At 73.7% G+C, this 26,525-nt stretch carries 22 protein-coding genes; 11 read left to right on the top strand and 11 right to left on the bottom strand.

Annotation, left to right across the window (positions count from 1 at the left end):
- Window positions 1–181: 181 nt before the first annotated feature.
- The 3 genes from ACFYO9_RS19280 to ACFYO9_RS19270 all read left to right on the top strand — a co-directional run bounded on the left by ACFYO9_RS19280 (window position 182) and on the right by ACFYO9_RS19270 (window position 2,461).
- Window positions 182–769 carry an isochorismatase family protein gene (locus ACFYO9_RS19280; protein WP_358775105.1) on the top strand — a complete coding sequence of 196 codons (588 nt, stop codon included), beginning with the start codon at window positions 182–184 and terminating at the stop codon, window positions 767–769.
- The gene (locus ACFYO9_RS19275) at window positions 766–1,518 is read left to right on the top strand and encodes an isochorismatase family protein (RefSeq protein WP_358775104.1); all 753 of its coding nucleotides are present in this window, start codon (window positions 766–768) and stop codon (window positions 1,516–1,518) included. Before ACFYO9_RS19280 ends, ACFYO9_RS19275 begins: the two co-directional genes overlap by 4 nt.
- A 91-nt stretch (window positions 1,519–1,609) precedes the next feature.
- Window positions 1,610–2,461 (top strand): methyltransferase domain-containing protein, encoded by an 852-nt coding sequence (locus ACFYO9_RS19270; RefSeq protein WP_358775102.1) that lies wholly within the window; start codon window positions 1,610–1,612, stop codon window positions 2,459–2,461.
- 178 nt (window positions 2,462–2,639) lie between these two features.
- Here ACFYO9_RS19270 and ACFYO9_RS19265 read toward each other — a convergent pair whose 3' ends face one another.
- Window positions 2,640–4,274 (bottom strand): acyl-CoA dehydrogenase family protein, encoded by a 1,635-nt coding sequence (locus ACFYO9_RS19265; protein WP_355805328.1) that lies wholly within the window; start codon window positions 4,272–4,274, stop codon window positions 2,640–2,642.
- Window positions 4,275–4,291: 17 nt separating this feature from the next.
- On the opposite strand from ACFYO9_RS19265, the gene ACFYO9_RS19260 reads away from it, so the two are divergent.
- Window positions 4,292–5,497: a YihY/virulence factor BrkB family protein gene (locus ACFYO9_RS19260; protein ID WP_355805331.1), complete on the top strand. Its 1,206-nt coding sequence runs from the start codon at window positions 4,292–4,294 to the stop codon at window positions 5,495–5,497.
- Window positions 5,498–5,548: 51 nt separating this feature from the next.
- Here the strand turns inward: ACFYO9_RS19260 and ACFYO9_RS19255 are convergent, their stop codons facing one another.
- Window positions 5,549–6,397 (bottom strand): NAD(P)H-binding protein, encoded by an 849-nt coding sequence (locus tag ACFYO9_RS19255; RefSeq protein ID WP_358775099.1) that lies wholly within the window; start codon window positions 6,395–6,397, stop codon window positions 5,549–5,551.
- A gap of 80 nt (window positions 6,398–6,477) precedes the next feature.
- Between ACFYO9_RS19255 and ACFYO9_RS19250 the strand changes: the two genes are divergently transcribed.
- Together ACFYO9_RS19250 and ACFYO9_RS19245 are read left to right on the top strand one after the other, a co-directional pair.
- A complete protein-coding gene (locus ACFYO9_RS19250) occupies window positions 6,478–7,416 on the top strand; it encodes an AraC family transcriptional regulator (protein ID WP_355805336.1) in 939 nt (312 codons plus the stop codon).
- 9 nt (window positions 7,417–7,425) lie between these two features.
- A complete protein-coding gene (locus ACFYO9_RS19245) occupies window positions 7,426–8,184 on the top strand; it encodes a helix-turn-helix domain-containing protein (RefSeq protein WP_355805339.1) in 759 nt (252 codons plus the stop codon).
- Here ACFYO9_RS19245 and ACFYO9_RS19240 read toward each other — a convergent pair.
- The gene (locus ACFYO9_RS19240) at window positions 8,167–8,595 is read right to left on the bottom strand and encodes a VOC family protein (protein ID WP_355805342.1); all 429 of its coding nucleotides are present in this window, start codon (window positions 8,593–8,595) and stop codon (window positions 8,167–8,169) included. The two genes, ACFYO9_RS19245 and ACFYO9_RS19240, sit on opposite strands and share 18 nt — an antisense overlap.
- A 205-nt stretch (window positions 8,596–8,800) precedes the next feature.
- Here ACFYO9_RS19240 and ACFYO9_RS19235 point away from each other — a divergent pair, with 205 nt between their 5' ends.
- Window positions 8,801–9,211, top strand: coding sequence for an NUDIX hydrolase (locus ACFYO9_RS19235; protein WP_355805345.1), 411 nt, complete (start codon window positions 8,801–8,803; stop codon window positions 9,209–9,211).
- Window positions 9,212–9,277: 66 nt separating this feature from the next.
- On the opposite strand, the gene ACFYO9_RS19230 is transcribed toward ACFYO9_RS19235, so the two are convergent.
- From ACFYO9_RS19230 to ACFYO9_RS19220, 3 genes are all read right to left on the bottom strand, one after another.
- Entirely contained in the window at window positions 9,278–10,024 is a 747-nt protein-coding gene (locus ACFYO9_RS19230; protein ID WP_355805348.1) for a hypothetical protein, read from the bottom strand.
- A 42-nt stretch (window positions 10,025–10,066) separates the two neighbouring features.
- Window positions 10,067–11,506 (bottom strand): hypothetical protein, encoded by a 1,440-nt coding sequence (locus ACFYO9_RS19225; RefSeq protein WP_355805351.1) that lies wholly within the window; start codon window positions 11,504–11,506, stop codon window positions 10,067–10,069.
- Between the two features lie 404 nt (window positions 11,507–11,910).
- Complete coding sequence (locus tag ACFYO9_RS19220; protein WP_358775095.1) at window positions 11,911–14,778, bottom strand: glycoside hydrolase family 2 TIM barrel-domain containing protein; 2,868 nt, start codon at window positions 14,776–14,778, stop codon at window positions 11,911–11,913.
- A gap of 304 nt (window positions 14,779–15,082) precedes the next feature.
- On the opposite strand from ACFYO9_RS19220, the gene ACFYO9_RS19215 reads away from it, so the two are divergent.
- Window positions 15,083–15,718 carry a pyridoxamine 5'-phosphate oxidase family protein gene (locus ACFYO9_RS19215; RefSeq protein ID WP_358775346.1) on the top strand — a complete coding sequence of 212 codons (636 nt, stop codon included), beginning with the start codon at window positions 15,083–15,085 and terminating at the stop codon, window positions 15,716–15,718.
- A gap of 27 nt (window positions 15,719–15,745) precedes the next feature.
- On the opposite strand, the gene ACFYO9_RS19210 is transcribed toward ACFYO9_RS19215, so the two are convergent.
- Together ACFYO9_RS19210 and ACFYO9_RS19205 are read right to left on the bottom strand one after the other, a co-directional pair.
- Entirely contained in the window at window positions 15,746–16,993 is a 1,248-nt protein-coding gene (locus ACFYO9_RS19210; RefSeq protein ID WP_358775093.1) for a hypothetical protein, read from the bottom strand.
- Between the two features lie 23 nt (window positions 16,994–17,016).
- A complete protein-coding gene (locus tag ACFYO9_RS19205) occupies window positions 17,017–18,267 on the bottom strand; it encodes a hypothetical protein (protein ID WP_358775091.1) in 1,251 nt (416 codons plus the stop codon).
- A gap of 164 nt (window positions 18,268–18,431) precedes the next feature.
- Between ACFYO9_RS19205 and ACFYO9_RS19200 the strand changes: the two genes are divergently transcribed.
- Window positions 18,432–21,014, top strand: coding sequence for a polysaccharide lyase family 8 super-sandwich domain-containing protein (locus ACFYO9_RS19200; RefSeq protein WP_358775089.1), 2,583 nt, complete (start codon window positions 18,432–18,434; stop codon window positions 21,012–21,014).
- A gap of 33 nt (window positions 21,015–21,047) precedes the next feature.
- On the opposite strand, the gene ACFYO9_RS19195 is transcribed toward ACFYO9_RS19200, so the two are convergent.
- Window positions 21,048–21,248 (bottom strand): ferredoxin, encoded by a 201-nt coding sequence (locus tag ACFYO9_RS19195; RefSeq protein ID WP_358775344.1) that lies wholly within the window; start codon window positions 21,246–21,248, stop codon window positions 21,048–21,050.
- 62 nt (window positions 21,249–21,310) lie between these two features.
- Window positions 21,311–22,537, bottom strand: coding sequence for a cytochrome P450 (locus ACFYO9_RS19190; RefSeq protein ID WP_355805365.1), 1,227 nt, complete (start codon window positions 22,535–22,537; stop codon window positions 21,311–21,313).
- A 622-nt stretch (window positions 22,538–23,159) separates the two neighbouring features.
- On the opposite strand from ACFYO9_RS19190, the gene rsgA reads away from it, so the two are divergent.
- Both rsgA and ACFYO9_RS19180 read left to right on the top strand, forming a co-directional pair.
- Entirely contained in the window at window positions 23,160–24,281 is a 1,122-nt protein-coding gene (gene rsgA / locus ACFYO9_RS19185; RefSeq protein ID WP_358775086.1) for a ribosome small subunit-dependent GTPase A, read from the top strand.
- A gap of 261 nt (window positions 24,282–24,542) precedes the next feature.
- Window positions 24,543–25,967, top strand: coding sequence for an AlkA N-terminal domain-containing protein (locus tag ACFYO9_RS19180; RefSeq protein WP_358775084.1), 1,425 nt, complete (start codon window positions 24,543–24,545; stop codon window positions 25,965–25,967).
- Window positions 25,968–26,033: 66 nt separating this feature from the next.
- On the opposite strand, the gene ACFYO9_RS19175 is transcribed toward ACFYO9_RS19180, so the two are convergent.
- Window positions 26,034–26,525: transposase (locus ACFYO9_RS19175; protein ID WP_388666434.1), on the bottom strand; the 492-nt coding region annotated here is incomplete at its 5' end.

Raw genomic sequence — 26,525 nt, 5'->3', positions numbered from 1 at the left:
GTCCACCTGGGGCCCGTCTGGTGCTTGTCGTGGGCCCGCCCGGCGCATGTCTGGATCTGCAGATTACATGTCATTGCCGACGCGCCGGCCCGGTCCTAGCGTGGGAGACACAGCGCGGCGGACCACCGCGCACTGCACCTCTCACGGATCTCTCCCACGGACCACCGAAGGCGGTACACCCATGTCCAGAACGACGCTGCGCGAGCTCAACGGCTTCGACCAGGAGCCCGCGAAGCTGGCCGGCTCGACGCTGATCCTGATCGACTTCCAGAACACCTACACCCGGGGCGTCATGGAACTCGACGGCTGGGAGGAGTCCCTGGACGCCGCCGCGCAGCTGCTGGCCCGGGCCCGCGAGGCCGGCACCCGCGTCGTGCACGTCATCAACGACGGCGGCGAGGGCACCCCGTACGACATCCGTGCCGAGATCGGCGCCATCCACCCCAAGGTCGCCCCCCTGGAGGGCGAGCCGGTCGTCGTCAAGCAGGTCCCGAACGCCTTCGTGGGCACCGACCTGGCCGACCACCTCACCGAGGGCCAGGACGTCGTCATCGCGGGCTGGATGACCCACATGTGCGTGGCGTTCACCGCCCAGGGCGCCTTCCTCAACGGCAACCGCCCCACCGTCGTCGCCGACGCCACCGCGACCCGCTCGCTCCCGGTCGCGGGCACCGACATCGACGCCCGCCAGGTGCATGACGGCGCGCTGGCCACCATCGCCGACCTGTACGGGGTCGTGGTGCCCACCCACAAGGAGCTCGTCCGATGAAGACCACGCTGCTCCGTTCGGCCGCCGCCCTGGGCGCCGCCGCTGTCCTCGCCACCACCGTGACCGCCTGCGGCGGAAGCTCCGAGGCCGCCACGCGCACCGACGGCGGCGACCGGCGCCACGAGACGAACCGCCACGAGACGAACCGCCACGAGACGAACCACGCCAAGGACACCACGACGCTGCGCCAGTTGATGAAGCTGGACGAGACGCCCGCGAAGCTGTCCGACGCGACGCTGGTCCTCGTCGACTACCAGAACGTCTACACCGGCGGCACGATGGAACTCACCGGCTGGCGCGAGGCGGTCAAGAACACCAAGACCCTCCTGGAGCGGGCCCGCAAGGCGCACACCCCCGTCATCCACATCGTGGAAAAGGGCTACGACCTCAAGTCGAAGGCCGGCCAGATCATCCCGGCACTCAAGCCGGCCAAGGGGGAGACCGTCGTCGAAAAGGCCGTCCCCAACGGCTTCCACGACACCGACCTCGCCGCCCGGCTCAAGAAGACCGGCCGCAAGAACGTCATCATCTCCGGCTTCATGACCCACATGTGCACCCTCTTCACCACGGAGGGCGCCGTCTACAACGGCTACCAGCCGACCGTGATCGGCGACGCATCGGCCACCCGCCCGCTCCCGGTCAACGGCAACCCCCGCGGCATCCCCGCCCGGCAGGTCCACGAGTCCGCCCTCGCCACGATCCAGGACCGCTTCGGCGTCGTGGTCCCCGAGCAGCGCGACCTCAAGTAGCCGCACCGCACCGCGGGCTGGGGGCGTCCGTTTCCGGTCGACGGGCGCACGGCCGTGAGTCGGTGGGGTGGCGCCGGGGAAGCGATGCGGCATGCGTGAAGACGTCAGCACCTTCGGCCATGAGGCATCGACCCGCCGCTACTACGAGACCGGGGACGTGGATGCCTTCTACGACGCTGTCTGGGGCGGCGAGGACATCCACGTCGGCATCTACGGCGACCGGCGGGAGGCGATCGCGGACGCCTCGCGCCGCACCGTCGAGCATGCCGCGGGCCGCATCGCGGACCTGCTGGGCCCCGAGGCCGTGGTCCTCGACCTGGGCGCCGGGTACGGCGGTTCGTCCCGCTTCTTGGCGGAGCGGTTCGGGTGCCGGGTGGTGGCCCTGGATCTGAGCGAGGACCACAACCGCCGACACCGTGAGGCCAACATCCGGCAGGGGCTCGACCACCTCATCGAGGTGGCGACCGGTTCCCTGAACCGGCTGCCCCACGCGGCGGGGCGCTTCGACGCGGTCTGGTCGCTGGAGGTGCTGTGCCACGTGGCCGACCGTCCCGGTGCGCTGGCGGAGGCGCTTCGGGTGCTCAAGCCGGGTGGCGCCCTGGTGTTCTCCGACATCATGGCCGCCGAGACCACCCCGGCCGAGGCGGTGCGGCCGGCGATCGCCCGGCTGGGCGTCCAGACGCTGGCCACGCCTTCCTTCTATCTGGACCAGCTGGCCCGGCTGGGCGGCACGCAAGCGGACTTCGAGGACCTCACCGCGCACCTGGCCACCCATTACGCCCTCCTGGACCAGGAGGTCCGTGCCCGGTCCGGCGAACTGCGCGAGGTCATCAGCCCCGCCTACCTCGACGACCTGCTCGACAACCTCCCCCGGTGGGCCGACGTCACCCGGCGCGGGCTGTTGCGCTGGGGCCTCTTCCACGCGCGGCGCACCTCCGGCTGACCGGCGCCGGCCCGCTCCGAAGTTGCAACCTCTTGCAACTCTGGCCAAGGGCCGGGCGCTGTCCGAGGGTGGACTGCACACCGCCCGTGCGGTGTTCTCGCTCCTCAGGGGGCCCGAGAGGCGGGGGTGGTGCCGTGTCGGCGCAGCACCACCTCCGTCCCGGCGGACGGGCGCCGGACTAGACCGACACTGCGGTTCGCGTCACCACGGCGGCCAGATCCAGGCTGTGCGGCAGCGTGCCGAACGCCGCGCCCCAGTCCCCGCCGAGCCGCGAGGCGCAGAACGCGTCGGCCACCTCCGGCGGCGCGTAGCGCACCAGAAGGGAACCCTGGAGCACCAGCGCCATCCGCTCCACCAGCCGCCGCGCCCGCCCCTCGATGCCGTCCAGATCGGCCAGTTCGGTCAGCAGGTTCTTGATCGCGCCGTCCAGGCGGTGGTCGGCCCCGCGGGCCCGGCCGACCTCCTGAAGGAACGCGTTGAGCGCCTGCGGCTCGCGCTGCAGCGCCCGCAGCACGTCGAGGGCCTGGACGTTGCCCGAGCCCTCCCAGATGGAGTTGAGCGGCGCCTCGCGCAGCAGCCGCGGCATGCCGGACTCCTCCACGTAACCGTTGCCGCCCAGGCACTCCAGGGCCTCGCCGACCATCGGCGTACAGCGCTTGGTCACCCAGTACTTCGCGGCCGGCACCGCGAGCCGCAGGAACGCCCGCTCCTGCTCGCTCCCGTCGTCGTACGCCGCCGCGAGCCGCAGCGCCAGCGTCGTGGCCGCCTCGGACTCCAGGGCCAGATCGGCCAGTACGTTGCGCATCAGCGGCTTGTCGATCAGCTTGCCGCCGAACGCCTCCCGGTACGTGGCGTGGTGCACCGCCTGCACCACGGCCTGCCGCATCAGCGCGGCGGACCCGATCACACAGTCGAGCCGGGTCGCCGCCACCATCTCGATGATGGTGCGCACCCCGCGCCCCTCGTCGCCCACCCGGCGGGCCCACGTCCCGTCGAACTCGACCTCGCTCGACGCGTTGGACTTGTTGCCCAGCTTGTCCTTGAGGCGCTGGATGGCGAAGGCGTTGCGCGTGCCGTCCTCCAGGACCCGCGGCACCAGGAAACAGGTCAGCCCCTGCTCGGCCTGGGCGAGCACCAGGAACCCGTCCGACATGGGGGCCGAGCAGAACCACTTGTGGCCGGTGAGCGTGTACGTCCCGTCCTCCGCGAGCGCCTGCGCGCGCGTCGTGTTGGCCCGCACGTCGCTGCCGCCCTGCTTCTCCGTCATCCCCATCCCGAAGAGGACGCCGGCCTTCTGCGACGCCGGGCGCAGCCCCTCGTCGTAGACCATCGAGGTGAGCCGCGGCTCCCACTCGGCGGCGAGTTCCGGGTCGGCGCGCAGCGCGGGCACCGCGGCGTGCGTCATCGAGACCGGGCAGCCGTGCCCCCCTTCGGCCTGCGTCCACACCAGGAAGCCCGCGGCCCGCCGCAGATGTCCGCCGGGCCGCGACCAGGCCGCGGTCAGCCCGCCGGATACGGCCTTGCCGAGCAGCCGGTGCCACGCCGGGTGGAAGTCGACCTCGTCGATCCGGTTCCCGTAGCGGTCATGGGTGAGCAGAACGGGCGGATGCGCGTTGGCCTGTTCGCCCCACCTCTGGGCCTGCGCCGAGCCCGCCGAGCGGCCGAGCAAGGAGAGCTCGTCGGATGCGGAATCGAGGAGCGCCGGATCCAGGTGCCGCTCGACGCCCTCCACGAGGGCGCGGTCGGACGCGAATACGTCATATCCCACCAGGGGCGGAGCCTGGTTGGTCACTGTGTGGGTGCTGGCTGCCATGCCGCTACGGTAAGGAGGTGCACCAGGCAAAAGAAACACCCGGGCGGCCGTCGGGCCGTTGGAAACGGGCCCGCGCTCTCTACCGGAACGTCTCCAAGCGCAGGACCGCCTGGCTGCTGCTCAAGGACACCGTCAACTCGTGCGTCGAGTACCGCATCCTGGGGCTCGCGGCCGAGGCGGCGTTCTTCACGCTGCTCTCCGTGCCGCCGCTGCTGCTCAGCCTGATCGGGCTGCTCGCCTACGTGGACCGGTGGACGGGCGCGGACACCATCGCCAGCGTCCAGAACAACATCCTGGAGGCGTCCCGCACGGTCCTCTCCGACAAGGGCGTCAGCCAGATCGCGGAGCCGATACTGGACGACGTGCTGCGGGTCGGCCGGCCCGACGTCATCTCCATCGGCTTCGTCTTCGCCCTGTGGTCCGGCTCGCGCGCGGTGAACGTCTTCATCGACACCATCACCGTGATGTACGGCCTGGACGGCGTGCGCGGCATCGTCAAGACCCGGATGCTCGCCTTCGGCCTGTTCGTCGTGGCGCTGCTGATCGGCTCGGTCGCGCTGCCGCTGATGGTGGCGGGCCCGGACGCGGTGGTGAACCTGCTGCCGGGCTCCACGACGGTCGTCCAGATCCTCTACTGGCCGGTCGTCGTGATCCTCTCCGTGGTCTTTCTGACCACGCTGTACCACGTGTCCGTGCCGGTGCGTTCGCCGTGGGTGGAGGACATGCCGGGCGCGCTGATCGCCCTCGCCATGTGGGTGCTCGGCAGCTTCCTGCTCCGCATCTACCTCACCAGCACCGTGGAGGGGCCCACCATCTACGGCTCGCTCGCGGCCCCGGTCGCCGTGCTGCTGTGGATCGGTGTGTCGGCGTTCGCGGTCCTGGTGGGCGCGGCCGTCAACGCGGCGATCGACCGGGTCTGGCCGTCCGTCGCCACGGCGGCGGCCCGTGCCGCCAACGACCGCATAAGGGAGGCGCAGGCCGCGGAGGTGGTGGCCCGCGCGGCCGCCGCCCGCGAGGCGCTCGCGGACCTCGACGATCCCGACGACCCCGAGATGCCCTCCGAGTTCCCCGAGCGCTGGTCGCGCTTCCTGCCGCCGGACGACGTGTCGTCCCGGCTGCGGACCCCCGCGAAGCCCACGAAGCAGGCCAAACACGCGAAGCGAAACGGGACGGGGCGCGGCGGAAACGGCGGAAGCAGCGGAAACAGCCCCTCCGGCGAGTGAGCAGCGGGGTCCGGGGCAGAGCCCCGAGACCTCGCCCCGGGGGGCCGGCGCTTACCTCTTCCAGGTGCCGGCCGCGGCCTCCTCCCTGACGAAGTCGGCAAAGTCCCTGGGGTCCCGGCCCAGTACGTCCCGTACCCCCTCGGAGAGCTCACCGTTGCGGCCGTCGAGGTTCGTCTCGAAGAGGTCGACCAGGAACTCCACCTCCTGGGCCGGTATCCCGAATTCCGGGAGCGCCGCCCCGTAGTCGCGGGCCGACACCGGCACGTACGCGATCTCCCGCCCCGCGGCCGCCGCGACCTCCGCCACCGCCTGCCCGAACGTCAGCAGCCGGGGACCGGTGAGGTCGAGGGTCCGGCCGGCGAACCGGTCGCCGCCGGTCAGCGCCGCCACCACCACGTCCGCGACGTCCCGCGCGTCGATGAACGGTTCGAGGACCTCACCCGCGGGGAACACCAGCTCCCCGTCGCGCATCCCGTCCACGAGCGGCCCCTCGCTGAGGTTCTGCGCGAACCACGCGGCCCGCACGACCGTCCACCGCGCACCCGCCTCCCGTACCGCCTGCTCCGTCGCGTGCGCCTGGGGTTCGCCGCGCGCCGAGAGCAGCGTGAGCCGCCGCACGCCGAGCTCGACCGCGAGCCGGGCGAACGCGCCGACCGTTCCGGCCGCGCCCGGCGCGCCGACGTCCGGCAGATACGCGAGGTGCGCCGCGTCGGCGCCCCGCAGGGCCCCCGCCCAGGTCGACCGGTCCGCCCAGTCGAACCGCACCGCGCCCGACCGCGAGGCCGCCCGCACCGCGAGCCCCGCAGCCTCCGCGGACTCCACCACCCTGCGCCCGACCCGCCCGGTCGCGCCCGTCACCAGAACCGTCATGCCCGCCGCGTTCGCCGTGTTCGTCGTCATGGCTTCAGTGAAGCGGCCCGCGGGTCACCGGACCATCGCCGAGAGACTCACCGCCATACGCGTGCGTCTACGCTGCCGCCATGGACGTACTGGCAGGCCTCCTGGAGGGACCCCGCGCGCGCGGCGCGTTCATGATCCGTGCCCTGTTCGACCCGCCCTGGTCCGTCCGGATCGCCGACGAGGCACCCCTGTCGGTCATGGTCATGGTCCGCGGCACCGCCTGGATCGTCCCCGAGAACGGGGCGCCCGCCCAGCGGATCCGCCCCGGCGACCTCGCCATCGCGCGCGGCCCCGACCACTACACCTGCGCCGACGAGCCCACCACGGCGCCGTTCGCCGAGATCAGGCCGGGCGAGCAGTGCGTGCCGCTGGACGGCGCGCCGGTCGCCCGCTACCGCGACCTCGGCCTGCGCTCCTGGGGCGAGTCCTCCGCCGGCTCGGTGGAGATGCTGATCGGCACCTACCAGATGCGGGGCGAGATCACCGGACGCCTCCTCGACGCGCTGCCCCCGCTGCTCGTCCTGCCCGGCGACGTGTGGGAGTGCCCGCTGACGCCGATGGTCGCGGCGGAGATGGACAGGGACGAGCCCGGTCAGGCCGTCGTCCTCGACCGGCTCCTCGACCTCCTCCTGATCGCCGCGCTGCGCGCCTGGTTCTCCCGCCCGGAGGCCGCCGCGCCCGCCTGGTACCGGGCGATGGGCGACCCGGTCGTCGGCCGCGCGCTGCGGCTGCTCCAGGACGAGCCGGCCCACCCGTGGACCATCGCGGACCTCGCCGCCCGGGCGGGCGTCTCGCGGGCCGCGCTGGCCCGGCGGTTCGCGGAGCTGGTGGGGGAGCCCCCGATGACGTACCTGACCAACTGGCGGCTCGCGCTCGCCGCGGACCTGCTGCGCGACAGCGAGCTGACCATCGGCTCGATAGCGCGCCGGGTCGGCTACGGCAGCGCGTTCGCGCTGTCCGGTGCCTTCAAGCGGGTGTACGGGGTCAGCCCGCAGGACCACCGCACGCGCGCGGCGTAGCCTTTTCCCATGGCGGCCCACGAGAGCCCGGAGGCGCCCGGGACCGGCGGGAGCGGCGGGAGCGGCGGCTACCGGGAGCGGCCCGCCCGGCTGCCCGGCGCGGTCGTGTGGACCCGCGAGGCCACCGGCGCCCCCGACGAGGCCCGGCCGGTGCTGCCCGACGGGTGCATGGACCTGCTGTGGACCCCGGGCCGGCTCTTCGTCGCGGGCCCGGACACCCGCGCGTACCTGCCGGACACCGCAGGATCGGGCACCGCAGCCTACGTCGGCGTCCGCTTCTACCCCGGCACCGCGCCCGCCCTGCTCGGCGTGCCCGCGCACGAACTGCGCGACCGGCGCGTGGAGTTGGCCGACCTGTGGACCGCGCCGCTGGCCCGCCGGCTCGCCGGCCGGGTGGACGGCGCCCGTGATCCGATGGCCGCCCTGGAGGAGCTCGCGCTGGAGCGGGCCGCCGACGCCGACCCGCCGGACCCGCTCATCGCCGAGGTCGTCGGCGCGCTGCGCGCGGGCCGCCCGGTCGCCCGGACCGCGGCGGACGTCGGTGTCAACGCCCGTATGCTGCACCGCCGTTCACTCCAGGCCTTCGGGTACGGGGCCAAGACGCTGGCCCGCGTCCTGCGGCTGCAGCGGGCGCTCGCGCTGGCCCGCGACGGGCTGCCGTACGCGCGGACCGCGGCCGTCGCGGGCTACGCCGACCAGGCCCATCTCGCCCGGGACGTCAAGGAGTTCACCGGGCTCCCGCTGGGCGCGCTACTGGGTGGGGGGTGACCCCAGCGGAGCGAAGAGGTCGACGCCGTTGCCGTCCGGGTCGAGCACGACGGCGTACCGCTGGCCCCAGGGCGCGTCGAACGCCTTGAGCTCACTCGTGTACCCGGCGCCCGTCAGGTCCTCGTACACGGCGTCGACGCCGGCGGCCGAGTCGCAGTGGAACGCGAGCCCGATCCGGCCCTCGCCCGAGGGCGCCCGCCAGCCCGGGTGGAAGGACCGGACGGTCTCCTCGGTGTCGAAGGCGATGCGCAGCCCGCCGGGGAGCTCGGCCTCCACGTGCGGCGCGCTCTCGGAGCCCTCGGGGAACTCCAGGCCGAGCCTGCGGTAGAAGGCGAGCGAGGCGGCCAGGTCGGAGACGACGAGGCCGATCAGGTCGAAGCGGGGCGTGGGTGATGTCGGTGTGCTGTTCATGTCCGGCAGCGTAGGCAGCGGCCCCGCGCCCGGTCTTGAAGGAAACGGACACCGGCCCCGTCGACGCGTGTGGGTGACGGCCTACGGCAGTCGGTTGACGGACGTCTAGGTTCCGCTCGGCCTCGACCAGCGGGAACGCGAAACGGTGGCCGAGGGCCGCTGTCCCGACTGTCACGCCCCCTGATACCCCGCTACGTTGGAAGGCATGGACTATCCCGGCGACAACCGGCTCGCGGCGGCCGTGGTGGCGCACCGCGGGCGCGTGCTGCTCGTGCGGCGCAGCGAGACGGAGCGGTTCCTGCCTGGTGTGTGGGGCGTACCGTGCGGCAAGCTGGAGCCGGACGAGAGTTCCCGGGACGGCGTCCTCAGAGAGCTCAAGGAAGAGACCGGACTGCTCGGCCGGGTGCTGCGCAAGGTCGGCGAGTCCTCCTTCGTCAGCACCTACCGAGGGCACGAGGTGAAGAACTGGCAGGACAACTTCCTCGTCCGCCCCCTCACCTTCGACGTGACGCTGCCGCTGCCCGACCAACGGCACCGCTGGCTCGCCCCCGCCGAGCTCGGCGAGGTCGAGATCGACGACTACAACCGCGAGATCGTCCGGCAGGCCTTCGGCTGAGCGCCGACTGTTGAGCGCTGAGCGCTGACGCGGGGCCGCTTACCGTTGACCGTCGGGCCGGTGCCGTCAGCCGAGCAGTTCGGCCAGCGCCGACAGCTCCGCCAGATAGTCCCGCACTTCCAGGGGCTTCTTCGCCACCGCCCGCCCGGCCAGATCCGTATCCGTGCGGGCCGCCTCCGTGCCGGGCCCGGCGAACACGTCCGTGTACCGCCGCCGCCCCGCCCCCGTCTCCAGGAACAGCGTGACGGTCGTGCCGGGCGACGCGCACCAGGCGCGGTGCAGGACGTGCGGCGGCAGCGCGTACCCGCTCCCCGCCGCGTACCGCGCGGTCTGGGTCAGCCGCAGCCGGGCCGCGCCCGCGGGCTCCAGGAGCCAGTCTGCCTCCTCGCCCGCGAGGGACTCCCGGTACCAGGACGCGTCCAGCCCGTCCGCCGCGGCGGGGTCCACGGGCTCGTACAGCTCCATGCCGAGCGCGCCGCGCACCACGCACGAGGCCAGCGGCGAGCGGTGGTTGTGGATGTCCTCCTGCGTGCCGCGGCCGGGGTGCCACACGTGGGCGCGGAGCATGTGCCGCGGTCCGCCGTCGATCAGCAGCAGCTTGTCGAAGCCGAGCACGTGCCGGTACGAGAGGAGCGCGCACCCCGAGGGGTCTCCCGCGCCCGTCGCCAGTTCGCGGATGAGCGGCAACAGGAGCCCCGGCGTGGCCATTTCGTTGACGGCCGTGCGGGCGGCCCGCACCAGCGCGTCCCCGGCGGGCCCGTCCAGCCGCTCCGCGAGGAGCCGCCTGGCGTCGTGGACGTGCCGACCAGCCAATGCACTCTCCCCCTCGTCCGCGCCCGCCGCAGCGCCGGGGGCTCACCCGCCCGGCTGATACATCCATACGGCATGTGCCCGCAGCGCCGAAAGGCCTTGATAGGTCATCCACAGCGGGTAGGCGAGATCGACCCCGTCCCACGTCCAGATCCCGTTCTCCTGCTGCCGCCAGACCGAGGCGGCGGCGCCCGCCAGCGTCTCCTGCCAGACGGCCTCGCGCTCCTCGTCGGCGGCGACCGCCGGGGCGTCGGGGGTGAGCAGCGCCCGTACCACCCAGGCGGCCGCGAAGTGCCGTACGGACAGCACCTCGTGGCGCGACGCGTCGACCGGGTGCGGGCGGCGCACCGTCTCGTGGCCGCTCTCCAGGTCCTCGCAGCCGTCGTGCGCGGGGCCAGGGCAGGAGAGCAGCCAGCGGATGCCCTCCTCGCGGGTGGCGCGGGCGTTGGCATCCTCGCCGAGCACCCGTGCCGCGCGGTCGAGGGCGACCACGGCCTGCGCGGTGTGCACCGCCGACGGGGGCACCGCCCTGCCGCGCGGCGGCGTCAGCCGGGAGCCCCAGCAGCGTCGGTGGCCGCGCGCCGGATCGGTGACGGCGCCGTCGACGAGCGCGTCGCGCAGCAGCGGCAGCGCGGGGGATTCGGGCGCGGCCCGCAGCAGGCCGCGCAGCACGGTGGTGACCACATGGGTCAACTCCGTTCCTGCGGGCTCCAGTTCTCGGCTGAAGCGTTCGGTGCAGCGTTCCGCCTCGGCGGCGAGCAGACGCGGATCGGCGCCCGCCCGCGCGAGCGCGCCGAGCACAAGGCCGGTCACCTCGGGACGCCCCACCGCGCCCTGCGAGCGGGCCGCCCAGCCGCCCTCGGGCAGCCGCAGCCGCCAGAGCGTCTCCACCAGTTCGGAGGCGCGCAACCGGCCGCCGGGCATGCCGAGTTCGAGGACCGTGTGCAGCCCGTACGCGGTGCCCGTCGGGGTGGGCCGCACCGGCTCCGGCTGCTCGTCGAGGGCGTGCGGCCAGCCGACGAGACGGCCCCGCAGCGGGTCGTCGAAGACGGTCAGGCGGTCGACGAGGGTGGCGTACGTGGCGGCGGAGAGCCCCGGCAGCGGCCCCGGCGACGGGGCCGCAGCACCCGGCGTCGTGGCGCGTCCCCGCGGGCGCCGGGGCGAGGGCACGCCGTCCAGGTCGCCGCCCCCGTTGTCCGCCCCGCCGCCCGCCGCCGATCTGGCCCGCAGCAGCGCGCCGGCCAGCCACGCGGAGACGCCCGTACCGAGGCCGCTGACCACGGCGAGCGAGTAGCGGGCCGTGTCGCCGAAGAGCCCGTCGGGGAGCAGGCCCACCAGGGCCTGGAACACGGCGTAGCCCACGGCGACGGGCCCGAACCGGCCGAGCCACGCCACCATCCGCCCGGCCGGTGGTCCGGGCGGCGGCGCGGGCGGCCCGGGGGGCCCGGCGGGGTCTGTGCTTCCGCGCAGGGGTGCTGTAGGCATGCACTTCACTTACCCATATGACAGGTGTGACGAAAGGGAGTGAGCACCGTGCCCGGTTCGGAACCGAGAGCGGATCTCACCGGCTGGACCAGGTCCCCGTTCACCGGGGCGGGTCCCACGCATGATGTCCATGAGAAGGGGACAGGCCCCGGCGTGGTCCGGTTCCCGAAATCCCCGGGGTGCACCCGGGAGTGCGGGGTCTCGGCGAACACCTGCTGAAGGAGGGGTGCACGGTGCCGATCCCGTCGCCCTTCGGCGAGCCGCGCCGCCCGCTCTCCCCACCGTGGGTGCTGGGTGTATGTGCTGCACCGGCCGCTTCGCGCCGGCCGCCGCCCCGCGCGTGAGCGGGTCGTGACGTTCCTGCGGGAGCGGCTCGTCACCCTCGCGGGCTGACCCGGGTCGCCTCACCCGGCGGCGGGGGAGAAGACGCAGGCGAACGACGTCGTGCCGGTGGCGCGCAGCTCGTACGGGGGCAGGACGCCGGGGCCGCACGAACCGGAACCGATGCCGTGCCGGGCCGCGTCGAGGTTGACCCAGACGGTGTCGCCGGCCGGCAAATCGGTGCGGTGCCGGGCCGCGTCGAGCTGTTCGGTCGTCCAGCGCCGCGCGGTGAAGGCCGGGTGGTCGTCGCTGGCGACGCGCACGCCGCCGACCTCGGCCCATCGGACGTCCGCCCGCGCCCCGTTCTCCTGCGGGCGCACGTACGGGGTCTGCAGGGCCGCGATGTCCGATTCCCAGACGCCGATCCGGGAGGCGGCCGCGGTGTCGGGGTAGGCCTCGCCGGGCCCGCCGCCGAACCACCGCACCCGGTCGCCCGCGCCCGGCAGCCCGAAGCGGATCCCGATGCGGGGCAGCGGCACCGGCCAGTCGCCCTCCGGCGTCACGGTCATCCGCAGCAGCAGCTCGATGCCGTTCGACGCCCACAAGTACTCCGTGCGCAGCGCCAGGTCGCTCGCCGCCGGCGCGACCCGGGTACGGACGGTGAGCCCCTCGGCGCTCGTCTCCACGGCGTCGACGCGGTGCAGCAACCGGTCGAGGCCGAGGGCGCGCCAGCGGGTGGCGAGGGTCGGCTCGGGGCGCCAGGGCATGCCGTTGTCGTTGTCGGTGGGCGCCCGCCACACGTCGAGCCGCAGCTCCCGGACCTCGCGGCCGTGAAAGCTCCGGAGGGCGCCGGTGCGCGCGTCGAACGTCGCGGCGCCGAGGGCGACCCGCCGCCCGTCGGTGTCGCGCACCGGCACGGCGCCGCCGGGCATCGGCAGCATCATGCCGCGTTCGACGGGCAGTTGGGCCCACGCCACCTCGTGCCCCCGCGCCGCCCACGCCGTGTCCTCGGCGAGCACGGCCCGCACCGTCCACTGGGTCTCCGCGTCCGGGTCCCGACGGGGCGGTGGCGGCAGCTTCACCTCCGTACGCTCGCCGGGTCCGACCGGCCCCATCGCGAGGACGCCGTCCGCGACGGTCGTGCCGTCCTCCGCGAACGACCAGGTGAAGGCGAGCTGGGAGAGGTCGGCGAAGTCGTAAAGATTGGTGATCCCGACCGTTCCGTCCGGCCCGTCCCCGTCGATCCGGACCGGTTCGATCACCTTCTTGTACTCGACGAGTCCGGGGGACGGCGTCCGGTCGGGGAAGAGCAGGCCGTCGCAGACGAAGTTCCCGTCGTGCGGCCGCTCACCGAAGTCGCCGCCGTACGCGATGCCGTACGCGGGGTGCGCGATGCCGTGGTCGATCCACTCCCAGACGAAGCCGCCCTGGAGCCGGCCGTACGTCTCGAAGAGCCGCTGGTACTCGCTGAGGCCGCCCGGCCCGTTGCCCATGGCGTGCGCGTACTCGCAGAGGATGAAGGGGAGTTGGGCGCGCTCCGGCGGCCCTTCGTCCTCGCCGCGGCCGATGCGTTCGACCTCGGCGTGGTCGGCGTACATGCGCGAGTAGACGTCGGTGTCCTTGCACGAACGGTCGCCCTCGTAGTGGAGCAGGCGGCTGTCGTCGCGGGCGCGGATCCACTCGGCCATGGCGCTCAGGCCGCTTCCCGTCCCGCACTCGTTGCCGAGCGACCAGAGGACGACCGAGGCGTGGTTCTTGTCGCGCTCGACCATCCGGGCCGCGCGGTCCAGGAGGGCGGGCGTCCAGCGGTCGTCGTCGACGGGGTTGCCGCGCCAGCCGACCGCGGTGAACCCGTGCGTCTCCAGGTCGCACTCGTCGATCACCCACAGGCCGAGCTCGTCGCAGAGGTCGAGGAAGGCGGGGTGCGGCGGGTAGTGGCTGGTGCGGACGGCGTTGACGTGGTGACGCTTCATCAGCAGCACGTCGGCGCGCATGGTTTCGGGGTCCAGGGTGCGCCCCGTCTCCGGGTGGAACTCGTGGCGGTTGACGCCCCGGAAGAGGATGGGGCGGCCGTTCACCGTGATGCGGCCGTCCCGCAGGGCGACCGTGCGGAAGCCGACGCGCAGCGGGATCCGCTCGCCGGGGGTGGCCAGCGTCGCGTCGTACAGGCGCGGCGTCTCCGCCGTCCACGGCTCCACGGGCAGGGTGACCGGTTCGCCGGTCGACACCTCGACGCCCAACTCCGGTACGGTGACGCGCCCTTGGACGTCGGAGTCGACGCGCAGCGTGCCCCTCCCCGTGCGGTGGTCGTACGCGGCGTGCACGAAGAAGTCGCGGGCGCAGCCCTCGGGCCGGTGCAGCAGCGTCACGTCGCGGAAGATGCCCGGCAGCCACCACTGGTCCTGGTCCTCCAGGTACGAGCCCGCGGACCACTGGTGGACGCGGACCGCGAGGACGTTGCGCCCGGACCGCAGCAGCGCGCCGACGGCGAACTCGTGCGGCAGCCGGGAGCCCTTGAAGTCGCCGAGCTCCGTGCCGTTGAGCCAGACGCGGGCGCAGGACTCGACGCCGTCGAAGCGCAGCACGGCCTCGCCGTCGCGCGGCCAGTCGGCGGGCAGGTCGAAGGTGCGCAGATGGTCGCCGGTGGGGTTCTCGGTGGGTACGCGGGGCGGGTCGACCGGGAACGGGTAGAGCTGGTTGGTGTAGTGGGGCGCGCCGTGGCCCTGCAGCACCCAGTGGCCGGGGACCGCGATCTCGCCCCAGCCGTCGCGGGCGCCGTCGTCGTACCCGTCGGCGGCGAAGGTCTCGTCCTCGGTGTCGGCGGCGGGGGAGAGGCGGAAGCGCCAGCGGCCGCCCAGGCAGAGCGTGGCGGCGTCCGACGCCGCGTACCACGCGCGCGGCGGAAGGCTGCCGGTGCCGGGGGACACGTCCTCGTGGTGGGGAAGCTCCATGGGTTCCATCAGACAGGTCGGGGACTCGGGCGCGCCATCGTCGCGGGCGGGGAGTCGTTGGATTCTTCGGGGCCGGCTTGGACGGGTGTGCGGATGCCGCGGGCGGTGCTGCGGATTTCGTACGATCGCGTAGCCGTTACGGTGGATTCAGTTGAACGATGGAGTCCACCACGCGGAATCGGTAACTTGTCGTGGTGTGAACGAACGACATGAACAACAGCCGACCTCACTTGACCCGGCCGGTGACGGCACCCCCGCACTCCCCGCCACCCTCCCCGTCACCGACCGCACCCGCCACCGCCGCCTGCGCGAGCAGGGCAGTCTGGCGCGCGCCGACCTGGAGGCGATCCTCGACGCGGGCTTCGTCTGCCACCTCGGCGTCGTCGTCGACGGCCACCCGATGGTCGTGCCCACGGTCTACGGCCGCGACGACGCCTGGCTCTTCCTGCACGGCTCCGTCGCGAGCCGCAGTCTGGCGGCCGACCCCGAGGCGTCCGTCTGCGTCACCGTCACCCACGTCGACGGGCTGATACTCGCCCGCTCCGTGTTCGAGCACGGCGTCGCGTACCGCAGCGTGATGATCCACGGGGTGCCGCGCCCGGTGACCGACCCCGAGGAGAAGCTGCGCGGCCTGCGCCTGCTCACCGAGCACGCGGCGCCCGGCCAGTGGGACTACGCGCGCCGCCCGAGCCGCAAGGAGCTCGCCGCGACCACCCTGCTCGCCCTCTCCCTCGCGGAGGCCTCGGTCAAGGTGGCTGAGGGGCCGCCGGAGGACGGCGACGGCCCGGACGCCGGACTCGGTGTCTGGGCCGGGAACCTGCCGCTCACCGCCACCTGGGGCGCGCCGGTGCCGGACCCGCTGCTGCCCGCCGGGATCGCGGCGCCGCCGCACATCGCGGGGCGGAGAGGGACACGGCAGGGGTGCGAAGACCGGCTCTGAGGGGTCCCGTGCCCGGCCCGCGCGGGCTCACGGCAGTCGGGGCGCCTCGCAGCCGTGGGTCCGCGCCGAGTGCCGCGCGAACTGAGCGAGCGCGGCCCGCTCGTACGCCCGGTCGGCCGCGGACGGCTTCGTGCGGCGCTCCTCGTACGTACGGGACCTGTCCCGGTTCCACGCCGCGTCGTCCCGCACCGTGAACAGCGCCGGGCCGCTCCCGTCCCGGCAGACCGCGCTCGCCCACCGGCCCCCGTCCTCAAGGCGTCCGGCCGGCGCCTCGCCGGGACCCGGCTTCTCGCTGTACCGGCCGTAGCGCTGTGCGTAGGCGCGGCGTTCCGTCTCCGCGTACGGGCCGTAGGACGCCACGAGGTGGTAGCCGCGCACCCCGAACGGCGTACCGGGGCCCGGCAGTTCGGGCCGCTCGCCCGCCACGACGCACACCTCCACGGGAGCGGCCGCGCTTCGGCTCTCCCACGCCCGGGAGATCTGCCGCGCCCGGCCGGGCACCCCCCGGCAGGTCCCGGACGCGTCGGCGAGCGGCACGCTCTCGTCGACGTTCACCGGCAGCGCCACGGAGCGCGGGGATGCGCCCAACTCGGCGTCGCAGCCCCACTTCTGGGCCGCCTTCGCGGCGGTCGCGGTGGCGACCCGCGCGAAGGCGGTGCGGCGCTCCGGGTCGTCCAGCGTGACGTCGTCGTCCTTCGCGGCGACGGTGACGAGCAGCCCGCCGCGGCCGTGGGCGCAGTCGAGGAGCGTCACCGCGGTCGCCGCGCCGGCGCCGGTACCGGTGGCGGGCCGGTCCGTGAGGCTCTCGCCGGTCGTGAACAGGCCCCGCCAGCCGCCGCCGAGCCCCACGGGCGGCAGCTCGGGCGACAGCCGGGGGTACAACGGGTCCTCGGCGGGGCCGACTTCCTCGCGCCGGTCGTCCCCGGTGACGTCACCGTCGCGCCGCGGCACGCTCTGCACGGTGACCTCGACCTCGGCCTCGTTCGTGCCGCCGCCCGCCACGCGCACGCCGTCCCCGGTGACGTCGCAGGTGACCGTCCGGACGCGGGCGCTCTCTCCGTCCCGCTGCGCCGCCCGCAGGTCGAGGCGGCCGGGACCGGACGCGTACGGCCCGTCCCCGAGCACGTCCCGCATCTCGCGCGAGGGCAGCACGCCGTCGCAGGCCTCGTCGAGCACCTGTTGCGCGGCGCGGCGTTCGCGCGGGCCGCCCCACCAGTAGTAGCCACCCGCGACCAGGGCCAGGGCCACGAGCGCCCCGAGGGACGACAGGGCCACGCGTCCCCCTCTCGTCCGCCAGCTCAGTCCCGCTCGCGCCACTGGGCCACCTCTCCCACGATCTTCGTCCGGCCGCAGTGCGAGCGCCGGGGCCACCCGTCGGGCGCCGCCAGATAGCGGTCGAGCACCGCGCGCGCCCGGCCCGAGAGGCGCTTCTGGTCCTTCGGTTCCAGCACGACGCGGCCCTTCTCCAGGCCTCGGTCGAAGTCGAGCGCGGGGGTCACCGTCACGCGGTGGTACGTCGGCCCCGCCACGCACTCCGACCTGGCCCATAGGGTGAGCTGCGGGTCGTCGCCCGACTCCTCGACCGTCACCGGCTTCCCGTACGAGTCCGGCGCCCCGGGATCGGGCACCGCCCCGTCCTGCGCGTACGCCTCGTACGCGCCGCCCGCGAGGACACCCGACCAGCTCTCCGCGGCCGCCGCCAGCACCGTGAGGTGGCCGGGGGAGCCCGTGGTGTCGTCCCACTGTCCGCCGCAGGCGCCGGAGCGCCGGTTGTACACCGTCTCGTTCCCGGTCAACCGCCACCTGCCCGGCGTCAGCCGCAGCGCCTTCGGCGAGAGCCAGGCGCAGAGCCTCGGCGTCTTCGCGGGGGCGCGGCCGGGCTCGGTGCGCAGCGGCTCGCCGCCACAACCCTGCTTGCGCGTCACCCAGTTGGTCACCTTCGCCGCCGTACGTGCCGCGGCGAGCCGGTCCGCCTTCGGCACGTCGTACGCGTCGCCGTCGGTCGGCAGCTGCACGGACACGAGCAGGTCCCGAACCGCCCCGCCACGCCCGTGCAGCCCCTTCGGGCAGTCGACGAGCAGGGAGGCCGACACCTTGCCGTCGTCCCACCGCCCCGCGGAGCCGACACCGCCCACCGCACCCGGCGGAAGGGGCAGGCCGAAGTCGCCGGACAGGGGGCCGGGGTCGGTACGGCCGCGCACCGGCTCGGCCCGCACCCGGGCCCGTACGCCCGAGGCCGAACCGTCACCCTCCCAGGCCAGCGTGCAGTCCAGCAGCGCACGGCTCTCCCCGCCGGGCCGCAGCATCGTCCCGAACGCGTCGAGGACGGCCCGCTCGTCGTCCGGCACGGACGCGTACAGCTCCTCCCGGAGCAGCCCCGCGCAGCCCCGCGCCACCAGGGTCCGGTTGGCGTCGAGCCGGTCCTCGCGCTCCTCGGCCCGCGACACGGCGACCCAGGTCACCGACGCCGCCGCCAGCAGGGTCAGCACCAGTGCGGCCGCCGCCCAGGTGCGCTTTCGCGGCCGGCGCGGCGCGCCCGTTACGGGCATGGCGCTCCCCTTCCCCCGTGCACGGCACCATGATCGGAGTGGACGGTATCAATCCGCCCGGACGCGACCGGGGCCCGGGACCCTTGTCGGCGGTGGGGGCGTCTGCTTGACTCCGCTCGCCGAACGCCCGCGGAACGCCACGTACGTCGCCGTTGGAGGCCGCCATGGAGATCACCCGCAGACGCCTGCTGTCCACCCTGTCGGCCACCGGTCTCCTCGCGGTCGTCCCGGTCGTCCCGCTCTTCACGGCGGATCCCGCGGGCCGGGCGGGCGCCGCCGCCTTCGCCGCCGCGTCCGCCGAGGGCCGCGCCCGGCTGCTCGCCAACACCGTGGCCGTCTTCGCCGGAACCACCGAGTCCAACTCCCGCCCGGAGGCGGCCGCCAAGGTCGCCGCCGTGGAGAAGACCGCGCGGGCAGGACTGAAGGCGATGGACGACGCGCGCGAGGGCGAGCTCTTCGCCGGCCTGGTCCTCGGCACCGACGAGACCAACCTGAACACCGCCTACCGCCGCCTGTACGAGATCGCCCTCGCCACCCGCACCCCGGGCACCGCCCCGGACCTGTACGGCGCCACGGCCGTGCAGCGCCGCGTCGTCGACGGCCTGGTGTGGCTGCACGAGCGGTACTACGGCGACCAGGCGAAGGGCTACTACGGCAACTGGTTCCACTGGGAGATCGGCATCTCCCAGCACATCAGCAAGACCCTCGTCCTGCTCGCCGAGGAGACCGCCGCCCACCGCCCCGGGCTCATCGCCACCTACGTCGCCTCGATGGACGCCTACCTGCGCAACGGCACCGGCGGCGACGTGAACCTCGACTCGCGCTTCCACACCGGCGCCAACCTCGCCGACATCACCACCAACCGCATCCTGCAGGGCGCCCTCCTGGGCGAGCCGGGTGAGGCCCGCATCCGCAAGGCCCTCACCGACCAGCTGACGGTCTTCGCCACCATCGACCCCTACCACCTCGACCACCAGGTGACGGACGGGCATTACGCGGACGGCTCGTTCATCCAGCACGCCTCCGTCGCCTACACCGGCTCGTACGGCAAGGGGCTGCTCACCCGCGTCGTACAGACCCTCAAGATCCTCGACGGCACGGGCTTCGCACACGGCGAGCAGCTCGTGCCCACGGTGTCCGGCTGGGTGAAGAACGGATTCGCCCCGCTGATCTTCGAGGGCTGGATGATGGAGATCGTCAAGGGCCGTGCGGTGTCGCGCACCGACTCCGGGTACGCCGACGTGGCGGTGGTCGTCGAGGCCGTCGTCGACCTCTCCTCGCTCGCGACGGGCACCGAGGCCGCCGCCCTGAAGAGCTACGTCAAACACGTCAGGGCCACCTCGCGCGCGCCCCTGGACCCGGTGCGCTTCGTCTCGCCGGTCAGCGTCGTGCGCTACGCCGACATCGTGGGGGACGCGGCGGTGCCGCCCGCCGACCTCAACCCCGCCGCGCGCAGCGTCGCCTTCAACGCCATGGACCGCACCGTGCACCGCAGGCCGGGCTACGCCTTCGCCCTCGCGCGCAGCTCCGCGCGGATCAGCAAGTACGAGTACATGAGCGGCGAGAACCTGATGCCCTGGTTCCAGGGCGACGGGGCGCACTACCTCTACCTCGCGGGACAGGACCAGACGCACGCGTACGGCGTCGACTACTTCACCACCGTCTCGCCGTACGGCCTCGCGGGCGTCACCGCACCGGTCGAACAGCGGCGCACCGTACCGGAGTTGTACGGCAAGCCCTACTACGACAACCCCGACCACCCGCTGCACTTCACCTCGTCGTCCGAGTCGCAGAACACCTACGTCTACTTCCCGTGCGGCACCGCCCGGTACTCCGGCGGCGCCGTCCTCGGCGCGTACGGCGCGGCAGGCATGGTGCAGTCCGGCGATGTCGCGTACCGCGACCGGCGGCTGCTGCCCGACGACTTCGTGACCTACCGCAACGCGACGGCGACGAAGTCGTGGTTCCTGCTCGACGACGAGATCGTGGTGCTCGCCGCCGACGTCGGCGACCCGGCGGGCCGGGCCGTCACCACCACCGTCGACGCCCGCACCGCCGACCCGGACGACCACATCACCCTCACCGGCGTACGCCGCGACGGCCGCCCCTGGACCGGCCCCGGCACCGCCGCCCTGCGCTGGCTGCGCTACGCCAACGCCACCCGGGGCACCGCCGTCGGCTACCTGTTCCTGGACGCGCCGCCGGTGCGGGTCACCCTGGACGAGGTCACCCGCAGCCGCCGGGTCGTGCGCACCGCCAACCCCGATACGGCGGTGACCCGTTCGGTCCTCGGCGTCACCCTCGACGGGGCCGCGGGCGCCCGCCCCGCCCGGCTCGCGTACGCGCTGCTGCCGAACGCCGACGACGCCCGCCTTCGCGCCCACCGCCACGGGCCGCTCACGGTCCTCGCCAACTCGGCCCACGTGCAGGCCATCGCCCATGCCGGACTCGGCCTGACGGCCGCCAACACCTTCACACGGGGCCGGCACGAAGTCGCGGGCCTGCGCGTGCACGGCCCCGCATCGGTCATCGTCCGCCGCGGCCGGTCGGGCGCGCCGCTCTCGCTCGCGGTGTCCGACCCGACGATGGACCGGGACACCGTGACGGTGCTGCTCCGGGGCCGCCCGCTGCGGAAGGTCACCGCGGATCCGGGGGTCCGGGTGGACCGGGCGCCGGGCGGCACGCGCGTCGAGGTCGACACGCACCACGCGTACGGCAGGAGCTTCACGGCCACGCTGGACCACTGAAACTCCTGCCTGTGTACGTCGGCTGACGGACGATCAGCCTACGTGGCCCTCCTCGACGCTGATGGCCTGCACCGGGCACGCCCGCACGGCTTCCCGTACCAGGGGTTCGCCGCCGCCGTCCCGGCGGCCGGGCAGCACCTCGCTGAAGCCGTCGTCGTCCTGGGTGAAGACGCTCGGCGCGGTGAGCGCGCACATGCCGGCGCCCACGCACCGGTCCTTCTCGACATGGATCATCGTGTTCGCCACGGTCGACTCCTCCGGACTGCCGCTCGAATGTTTCCCGTGTTCCCCAACGCCTACCAGGTGACGGGGAGTTCGAGCATGCCCTGGATCGTGTCGCCCGGCTTGAACGGGATCTCCTGCGCGGGGACGGCGAGCCGCAGCCCCGGCAGCCGTTCGAAGAGCGTGCCGAGCGCGATCTCCATCTCGGCGCGCGCGAGGTTCTGGCCCAGGCACTGGTGGATGCCGAAGCCGAAGGCCACGTGGTGCCGGTTCGGACGGTGCCAGTCCAGCTCCTCGGGGGTCTCGTAGGTGGCGTCGTCGCGGTTGATGAGGGAGGTGGAGAAGACGACGCCGTCGTCGGCGCGGATGGTGCTCCCGGCGAACTCGATGTCCTCCGTGGCCACCCGCAGCAGACCGTCCGCGATGGACAGGAAGCGCAGCAACTCCTCGACGGCGGCGGGCATCAGGGGTGGCTCCGCCCGCATCCCCGTACGCAGTTCGGCCAGCCGCTCGGGGTGCTGGAGCAGGGCGAACGTCCCCAGCGAGATCATGTTCGCGGTGGTCTCGTGCCCGGCGATCAGCAGGATCGAGGCCAGCCGGACCAGCTCCTCCCGGTCGACGGCGCCGGAGGCGAGCTGCTGCTGGATGAGCTCGTCGAGGAGCCCGTCACCGGGGTTCCGGCGCTTGCGGTCGATCAACGCGTAGAAGTACGCGTCCAGTTCGTCGCGCGCCTGCCGGCTGTCCTCGGAGGTGGGGCCGCGCAGCAGACGGCGTGACTGCTCCTCGAAGAACTCGTGGTCGGCGTAGGGCACGCCGAGCAGGGCGCAGATCACCATGGACGGGACGGGCAGCGCGAAGGCGCCGACCAGCTCGGCGGGCGGACCCTGTTCGATCATCGCGTCCAGGAGCCCGTCGACCGTCTGCTGGATGCGCGGGCGCATGGCAGCGATGCGTTTGACGGAGAAGCTGGGGATCAGCATCCGGCGCTGGGTGTTGTGTTCCGGGTCGTCGACGCCGAGCAGCGCGATACGGCGGTCGTTGAGCCCGGCGAAGCGTTCGGTGGGCGCGGGGAACGCCTCGTGCCGGCGGTCCGAGGAGAGGCGCGGGTCGATGAGCAGCTCGCGCGCCTCCTTCTGCCCCGTGACCACCCACACGGAGCGGCCGTCGAAGAGGCTGACGCGGGAGAGCGGCCGGGTCTCGCGCAGAGGGGCGTAGGCGGTCGGCGGGTGGTAGGGACAGGTGCGGTCCTGGGGGAAGGCGACGGTGTCCGTCGCTTCCGTCGCTTCCATTGACTCCGTCATGGATCTACCTCGCAAGCGCAGTTCTTCGCTTATCTCCCTTCCCATTGGATGCCTGAGGCATCTATTTCGTCCACCGCAAGACCGGCCAGATCACCGCGCCCCGACATCTGTCCGGAATCGCCCCCTCCGCGCAACCTGCCTGCGTCTATGGCTCTGGGGGGTGGATGCGGGGCGGGTGCGGGCCGGGTGCGGGCCGGGTCCCGGAGGTGGGGCCGCTGTTCGAGGCCCCCGCCGGGGGCCGCGCCGAGCCGGCCGGGTGGGGGTGCCGGCCCCTTACGGGGGTCGGTTTACGGGCACGGTTTCCGGCCTGCGGATGTCGGATTCGGCCGATCGGGTACTCGTGCGGGGCTCCGGGTGGCCGGCGCGGCCCGGGAGGGGCCTCGGAAAAACCGGTGGTGTTCGGGTCGGGGGCGTGGTTAGGGTTTTGGTGTTCCCGGGCGCCGTACGGCGATCCGGGTCGGCCCAGCAGGAGTTGGAGGTGTGACCGATGGCTGTCGTTGCGATGGGCCCTGCCCGCATCCGGAAGTTCATCAAGTCCACCTCCGTGGCCTCCGGCTGACCTGACTTCCTTCCCGCGCCGCTCGTGCGCGGACGCCGGGGCCACCCTGTGAAGGGTCACCCCTTGTCTTTCTCCTCTTTCTCTTCTTCGTCCTCTCCTTCCTCTTCCGTGCATCCCCTCGCCCCGTACGGCTGGGACGCGGGCTGGGAGGCCGAGTTCGCTCCGTACGCCGCGCAGGGCCTGGTCGCCGGACGCGTCGTCCGGGTCGACCGGGGGCAGTGCGACGTCCTCACCGCCGACGGGATGGTGCGCGCCGACACCGAGTTCGTCACGCCGCGCGACCCGCTGAAGGTCGTCTGCACCGGCGACTGGGTCGCCGTGGACCCGGCGGGCGGCGATCCGCGGTACGTGCAGGCGTACTTGGCGCGGCGTACGTCCTTCGTGCGCTCCACCTCGTCCAAGCGGTCCGAGGGGCAGATCCTCGCCGCCAACGTCGACCACTCGATCATCGCCGTCTCGCTCGCCGCGGAGCTCGACCTCGCCCGCATCGAGCGGTTCCTCGCGCTCGGCTGGGAGTCGGGCGGGCAGCCCGTGGTCGTACTCACCAAGGCCGACCTCGTGCCGGACGCCGTCACCCTCGGCCATCTCGTCGAGGACGTGGAGAACGCGGCGCCCGGTGTCCAGGTGCTGCCGGTCAGCGCCACGTCCGGGGACGGCGTCGACGTCCTCGCCGCCGTCGTCTCCGGCGGTACGTCGGTGCTGCTCGGGCAGTCCGGCGCCGGCAAGTCCACGCTGGCCAACGCGCTCGCCGGGGCCGACGTCATGGAGGTCCGGGCCATCCGTGACGTCGACGGCAAGGGCCGGCACACCACGACGACCCGCAACCTCATCCCGCTGCCCGGCGGCGGGGTCCTCATCGACACGCCGGGGCTGCGCGGGGTCGGGCTGTGGGACGCCGAGAGCGGCGTCGGGCAGGTGTTCTCCGAGATCGAGGAGCTGGCGGAGCGGTGCCGGTTCCACGATTGCGCCCACGGGGCGGAGCCGGGTTGTGCGGTGCTCGCCGCCGTCGAGGACGGCACGCTGTCCGAACGCCGCCTCGACAGCTACCGCAAGCTGATCCGCGAGAACCAGCGCATCGTCGCCAAGACGGACGCGCGGGCCCGCGCGGAGATGCGGCGGCAGTGGCGGTTGCGGGGGGCGGAGGGGCGGGCGGCTATTGACCTCAAACGGGGGCGCGTGCGCTGAGCTTGGGCGGTTTTTGGGGTTCTGGGGGGGGCTGGGGGGTGTGGGTGTCTGCGGGTCTGGTGTGGCTGGGCGCGCCGTTCCCCGCGCCCCTTAAGGGCCTGCGGCCCTCGGGGCCCCGCCCCGCCTGGGGCCCGCCCCCCCCCGGAGCCCCGCCCCGCCTGGGGCCCGCCCCCCCGGAGCCCCGCCCCCCGCCTGGGGCGCCCCCCGGGGCCCAGCGTCGTGTCCGAAAGCCGCCAGCCGCAGCCCCGTATCCCGTTCACAATGGTCCATGTGATCGATGAAGAGACCAGGTACGAGGCCGTGCGCAGCAGGGACGCCCGGTTCGACGGGGAGTTCTTCTTCGCCGTCCGGACCACCGGCATCTACTGCCGGCCCAGCTGTCCCGCCGTCACGCCCAAGCGCACGAACGTCCGCTACTACACCACCGCGGCCGCCGCCCAGACCTCCGGGTTCCGGGCCTGCCGGCGGTGCAGGCCGGACGCCGTCCCCGGCTCCGCCGACTGGAACGTGCGCGCCGACGTCGTCGGCCGCGCCATGCGCATGATCGGCGACGGCGTCGTCGACCGCGAGGGCGTGCCCGGCCTCGCCGTACGGCTCGGCTACAGCGCCCGGCAGGTGCAGCGCCAGCTCACCGCCGAGCTCGGCGCGGGCCCGGTCGCCCTGGCCCGCGCCCAGCGCGCGCACACCGCCCGCGTCCTCCTGCAGACCACCGACCTGCCGGTCACCGAGATCGCCTTCGCCGCCGGATTCGCCAGCGTCCGGCAGTTCAACGACACCATCAAGACGGTGTACGCGCTCACGCCCACCGCCCTGCGCGCCGCCGCCCCCCGACGCGGCACCGCCCGCCCCACGCCCGCCGCCGGCATCCCCCTGCGCCTGGCCCACCGGGGCCCCTACCGCGCCGACGCCGTCTTCGACCTGCTCGCCGACGAGGCCGTCACCGGGATCGAGGAGGTCGGCGGCGAGCGCGGCGCCCGCACGTACCGGCGTACGCTCCGGCTGCCGTACGGCACCGGCATCGTGGCCGTCGAAGAGGCGCACCACGATTCCGCGACGGCGCCCGGCGGCGGGTCGAGCACCGAGGCCGTGCACCGGGGCGGCTGGCTCGACGCCCGGCTGCACCTGACCGATCTGCGCGACCTCACCACGGCCGTCCAGCGGCTGCGGCGGCTCTTCGACCTCGACGCCGACCCGTACGCCGTCGACGAGCGGCTCGGCGCCGATCCCCGGCTCGCCCCGCTCGTCGCCGCCCGGCCTGGCCTCCGCTCGCCCGGCGCCGCCGACCCGGACGAGTTCGCGATGCGCGCCCTCGTCGGCCGCGCGGGGGCCGCACGGCTCGTGGCGCGGTACGGCAAGGTGCTCGACGCCGCGTGCGGGACGCTCACCCATCTCTTCCCCGCCCCGGCCGACCTGGCCGCCGAACCCGGCACCCCGGGCGCCCTTGCCGCGGCGCTCGCCGACGGCTCCCTGCGCCTCGATGCGGGCGCGGACCGCGACGACGCGGAGGCGGCGCTCCGCGCCCTGGCCGGCCTGGACGCGCGGACCGTCGCCCTCATCCGCATGCGGGCCCTCGGCGACCCCGACGTGGCCCTGCCCGGCGAGCCGGAGGCGGCCGTCGACGCCTGGCGCCCCTGGCGCTCGTACGCCCTGCGCCACCTGGCCTGGCGGCCGCCCGCCGACAGCTGATCGCCCATGTCCGTGCGGCTGCCGTGCGGCCCGCCCGGATCTAAGAGGTCGTTTCATCCTGTTGTTTCATCCCTGGATGCGGCTTTGGTGTGCTGGTGTCGGGTTGCGCCAGGAGATCGTGTTCTCGCCGGTGAGGCGGCGGGTCATGAGGTCGGTCATGGCGAGGTGGATCATGGCTTCGGAGCGGTGTGGGTGGGTTTCGTAGTCGCGGGCCAGGCGGCGGTGGAGCATGAGCCAGCCGTAGGTGCGCTCGACCGTCCAGCGTTTCGGGATCGGGGTGAAGCCCCGGGCTCCGGGGGTGCGTTGGACGATTTCGAGGTCGATGCCGAGGGTGGCGGCATGCTCGATGAAGTGCTTGCGGTAGCCGCCGTCGACCCAGACCTTGCGCAGGCCAGGGTGGTCGGCGGCGGCCTGCTCCAGGAGGATGCGGCCGGCGGTGGAGTCCTGCACGCTCGCGGCGGTAACCAGCACGGCCAGCAGCAGGCCGAGGGTGTCGGTGAGGATGCTGCGCTTGCGGCCCACGATCTTCTTGCCCGCGTCGATGCCCTGCGTGCGGGC

It is taken from the genome of Streptomyces sp. NPDC005863, assembly GCF_042871345.1.
Taxonomy (GTDB): domain Bacteria; phylum Actinomycetota; class Actinomycetes; order Streptomycetales; family Streptomycetaceae; genus Streptomyces.
Note: the sequence above shows the minus strand (reverse complement) of the source record. Positions and strands in the feature narration are given on the sequence as shown.

Excerpts from the sequence above, each read along its gene's own strand:
- ACFYO9_RS19255 (WP_358775099.1), bottom strand. The coding sequence starts at position 6,397 with ATGACGACGAACACGGCGAACGCGGCGGGCATGACGGTTCTGGTGACG.
- ACFYO9_RS19250 (WP_355805336.1), top strand. The coding sequence starts at position 6,478 with ATGGACGTACTGGCAGGCCTCCTGGAGGGACCCCGCGCGCGCGGCGCG.
- ACFYO9_RS19240 (WP_355805342.1), bottom strand. The coding sequence starts at position 8,595 with ATGAACAGCACACCGACATCACCCACGCCCCGCTTCGACCTGATCGGC.
- ACFYO9_RS19245 (WP_355805339.1), top strand. The coding sequence starts at position 7,426 with ATGGCGGCCCACGAGAGCCCGGAGGCGCCCGGGACCGGCGGGAGCGGC.
- ACFYO9_RS19200 (WP_358775089.1), top strand. The coding sequence starts at position 18,432 with ATGGAGATCACCCGCAGACGCCTGCTGTCCACCCTGTCGGCCACCGGT.
- ACFYO9_RS19195 (WP_358775344.1), bottom strand. The coding sequence starts at position 21,248 with ATGATCCATGTCGAGAAGGACCGGTGCGTGGGCGCCGGCATGTGCGCG.
- ACFYO9_RS19225 (WP_355805351.1), bottom strand. The coding sequence starts at position 11,506 with ATGCCTACAGCACCCCTGCGCGGAAGCACAGACCCCGCCGGGCCCCCC.
- ACFYO9_RS19275 (WP_358775104.1), top strand. The coding sequence starts at position 766 with ATGAAGACCACGCTGCTCCGTTCGGCCGCCGCCCTGGGCGCCGCCGCT.
- ACFYO9_RS19235 (WP_355805345.1), top strand. The coding sequence starts at position 8,801 with ATGGACTATCCCGGCGACAACCGGCTCGCGGCGGCCGTGGTGGCGCAC.
- ACFYO9_RS19270 (WP_358775102.1), top strand. The coding sequence starts at position 1,610 with ATGCGTGAAGACGTCAGCACCTTCGGCCATGAGGCATCGACCCGCCGC.
- ACFYO9_RS19220 (WP_358775095.1), bottom strand. The coding sequence starts at position 14,778 with ATGGAGCTTCCCCACCACGAGGACGTGTCCCCCGGCACCGGCAGCCTT.
- ACFYO9_RS19205 (WP_358775091.1), bottom strand. The coding sequence starts at position 18,267 with ATGCCCGTAACGGGCGCGCCGCGCCGGCCGCGAAAGCGCACCTGGGCG.
- ACFYO9_RS19180 (WP_358775084.1), top strand. The coding sequence starts at position 24,543 with ATGGTCCATGTGATCGATGAAGAGACCAGGTACGAGGCCGTGCGCAGC.
- ACFYO9_RS19190 (WP_355805365.1), bottom strand. The coding sequence starts at position 22,537 with ATGACGGAGTCAATGGAAGCGACGGAAGCGACGGACACCGTCGCCTTC.
- ACFYO9_RS19265 (WP_355805328.1), bottom strand. The coding sequence starts at position 4,274 with ATGGCAGCCAGCACCCACACAGTGACCAACCAGGCTCCGCCCCTGGTG.
- ACFYO9_RS19280 (WP_358775105.1), top strand. The coding sequence starts at position 182 with ATGTCCAGAACGACGCTGCGCGAGCTCAACGGCTTCGACCAGGAGCCC.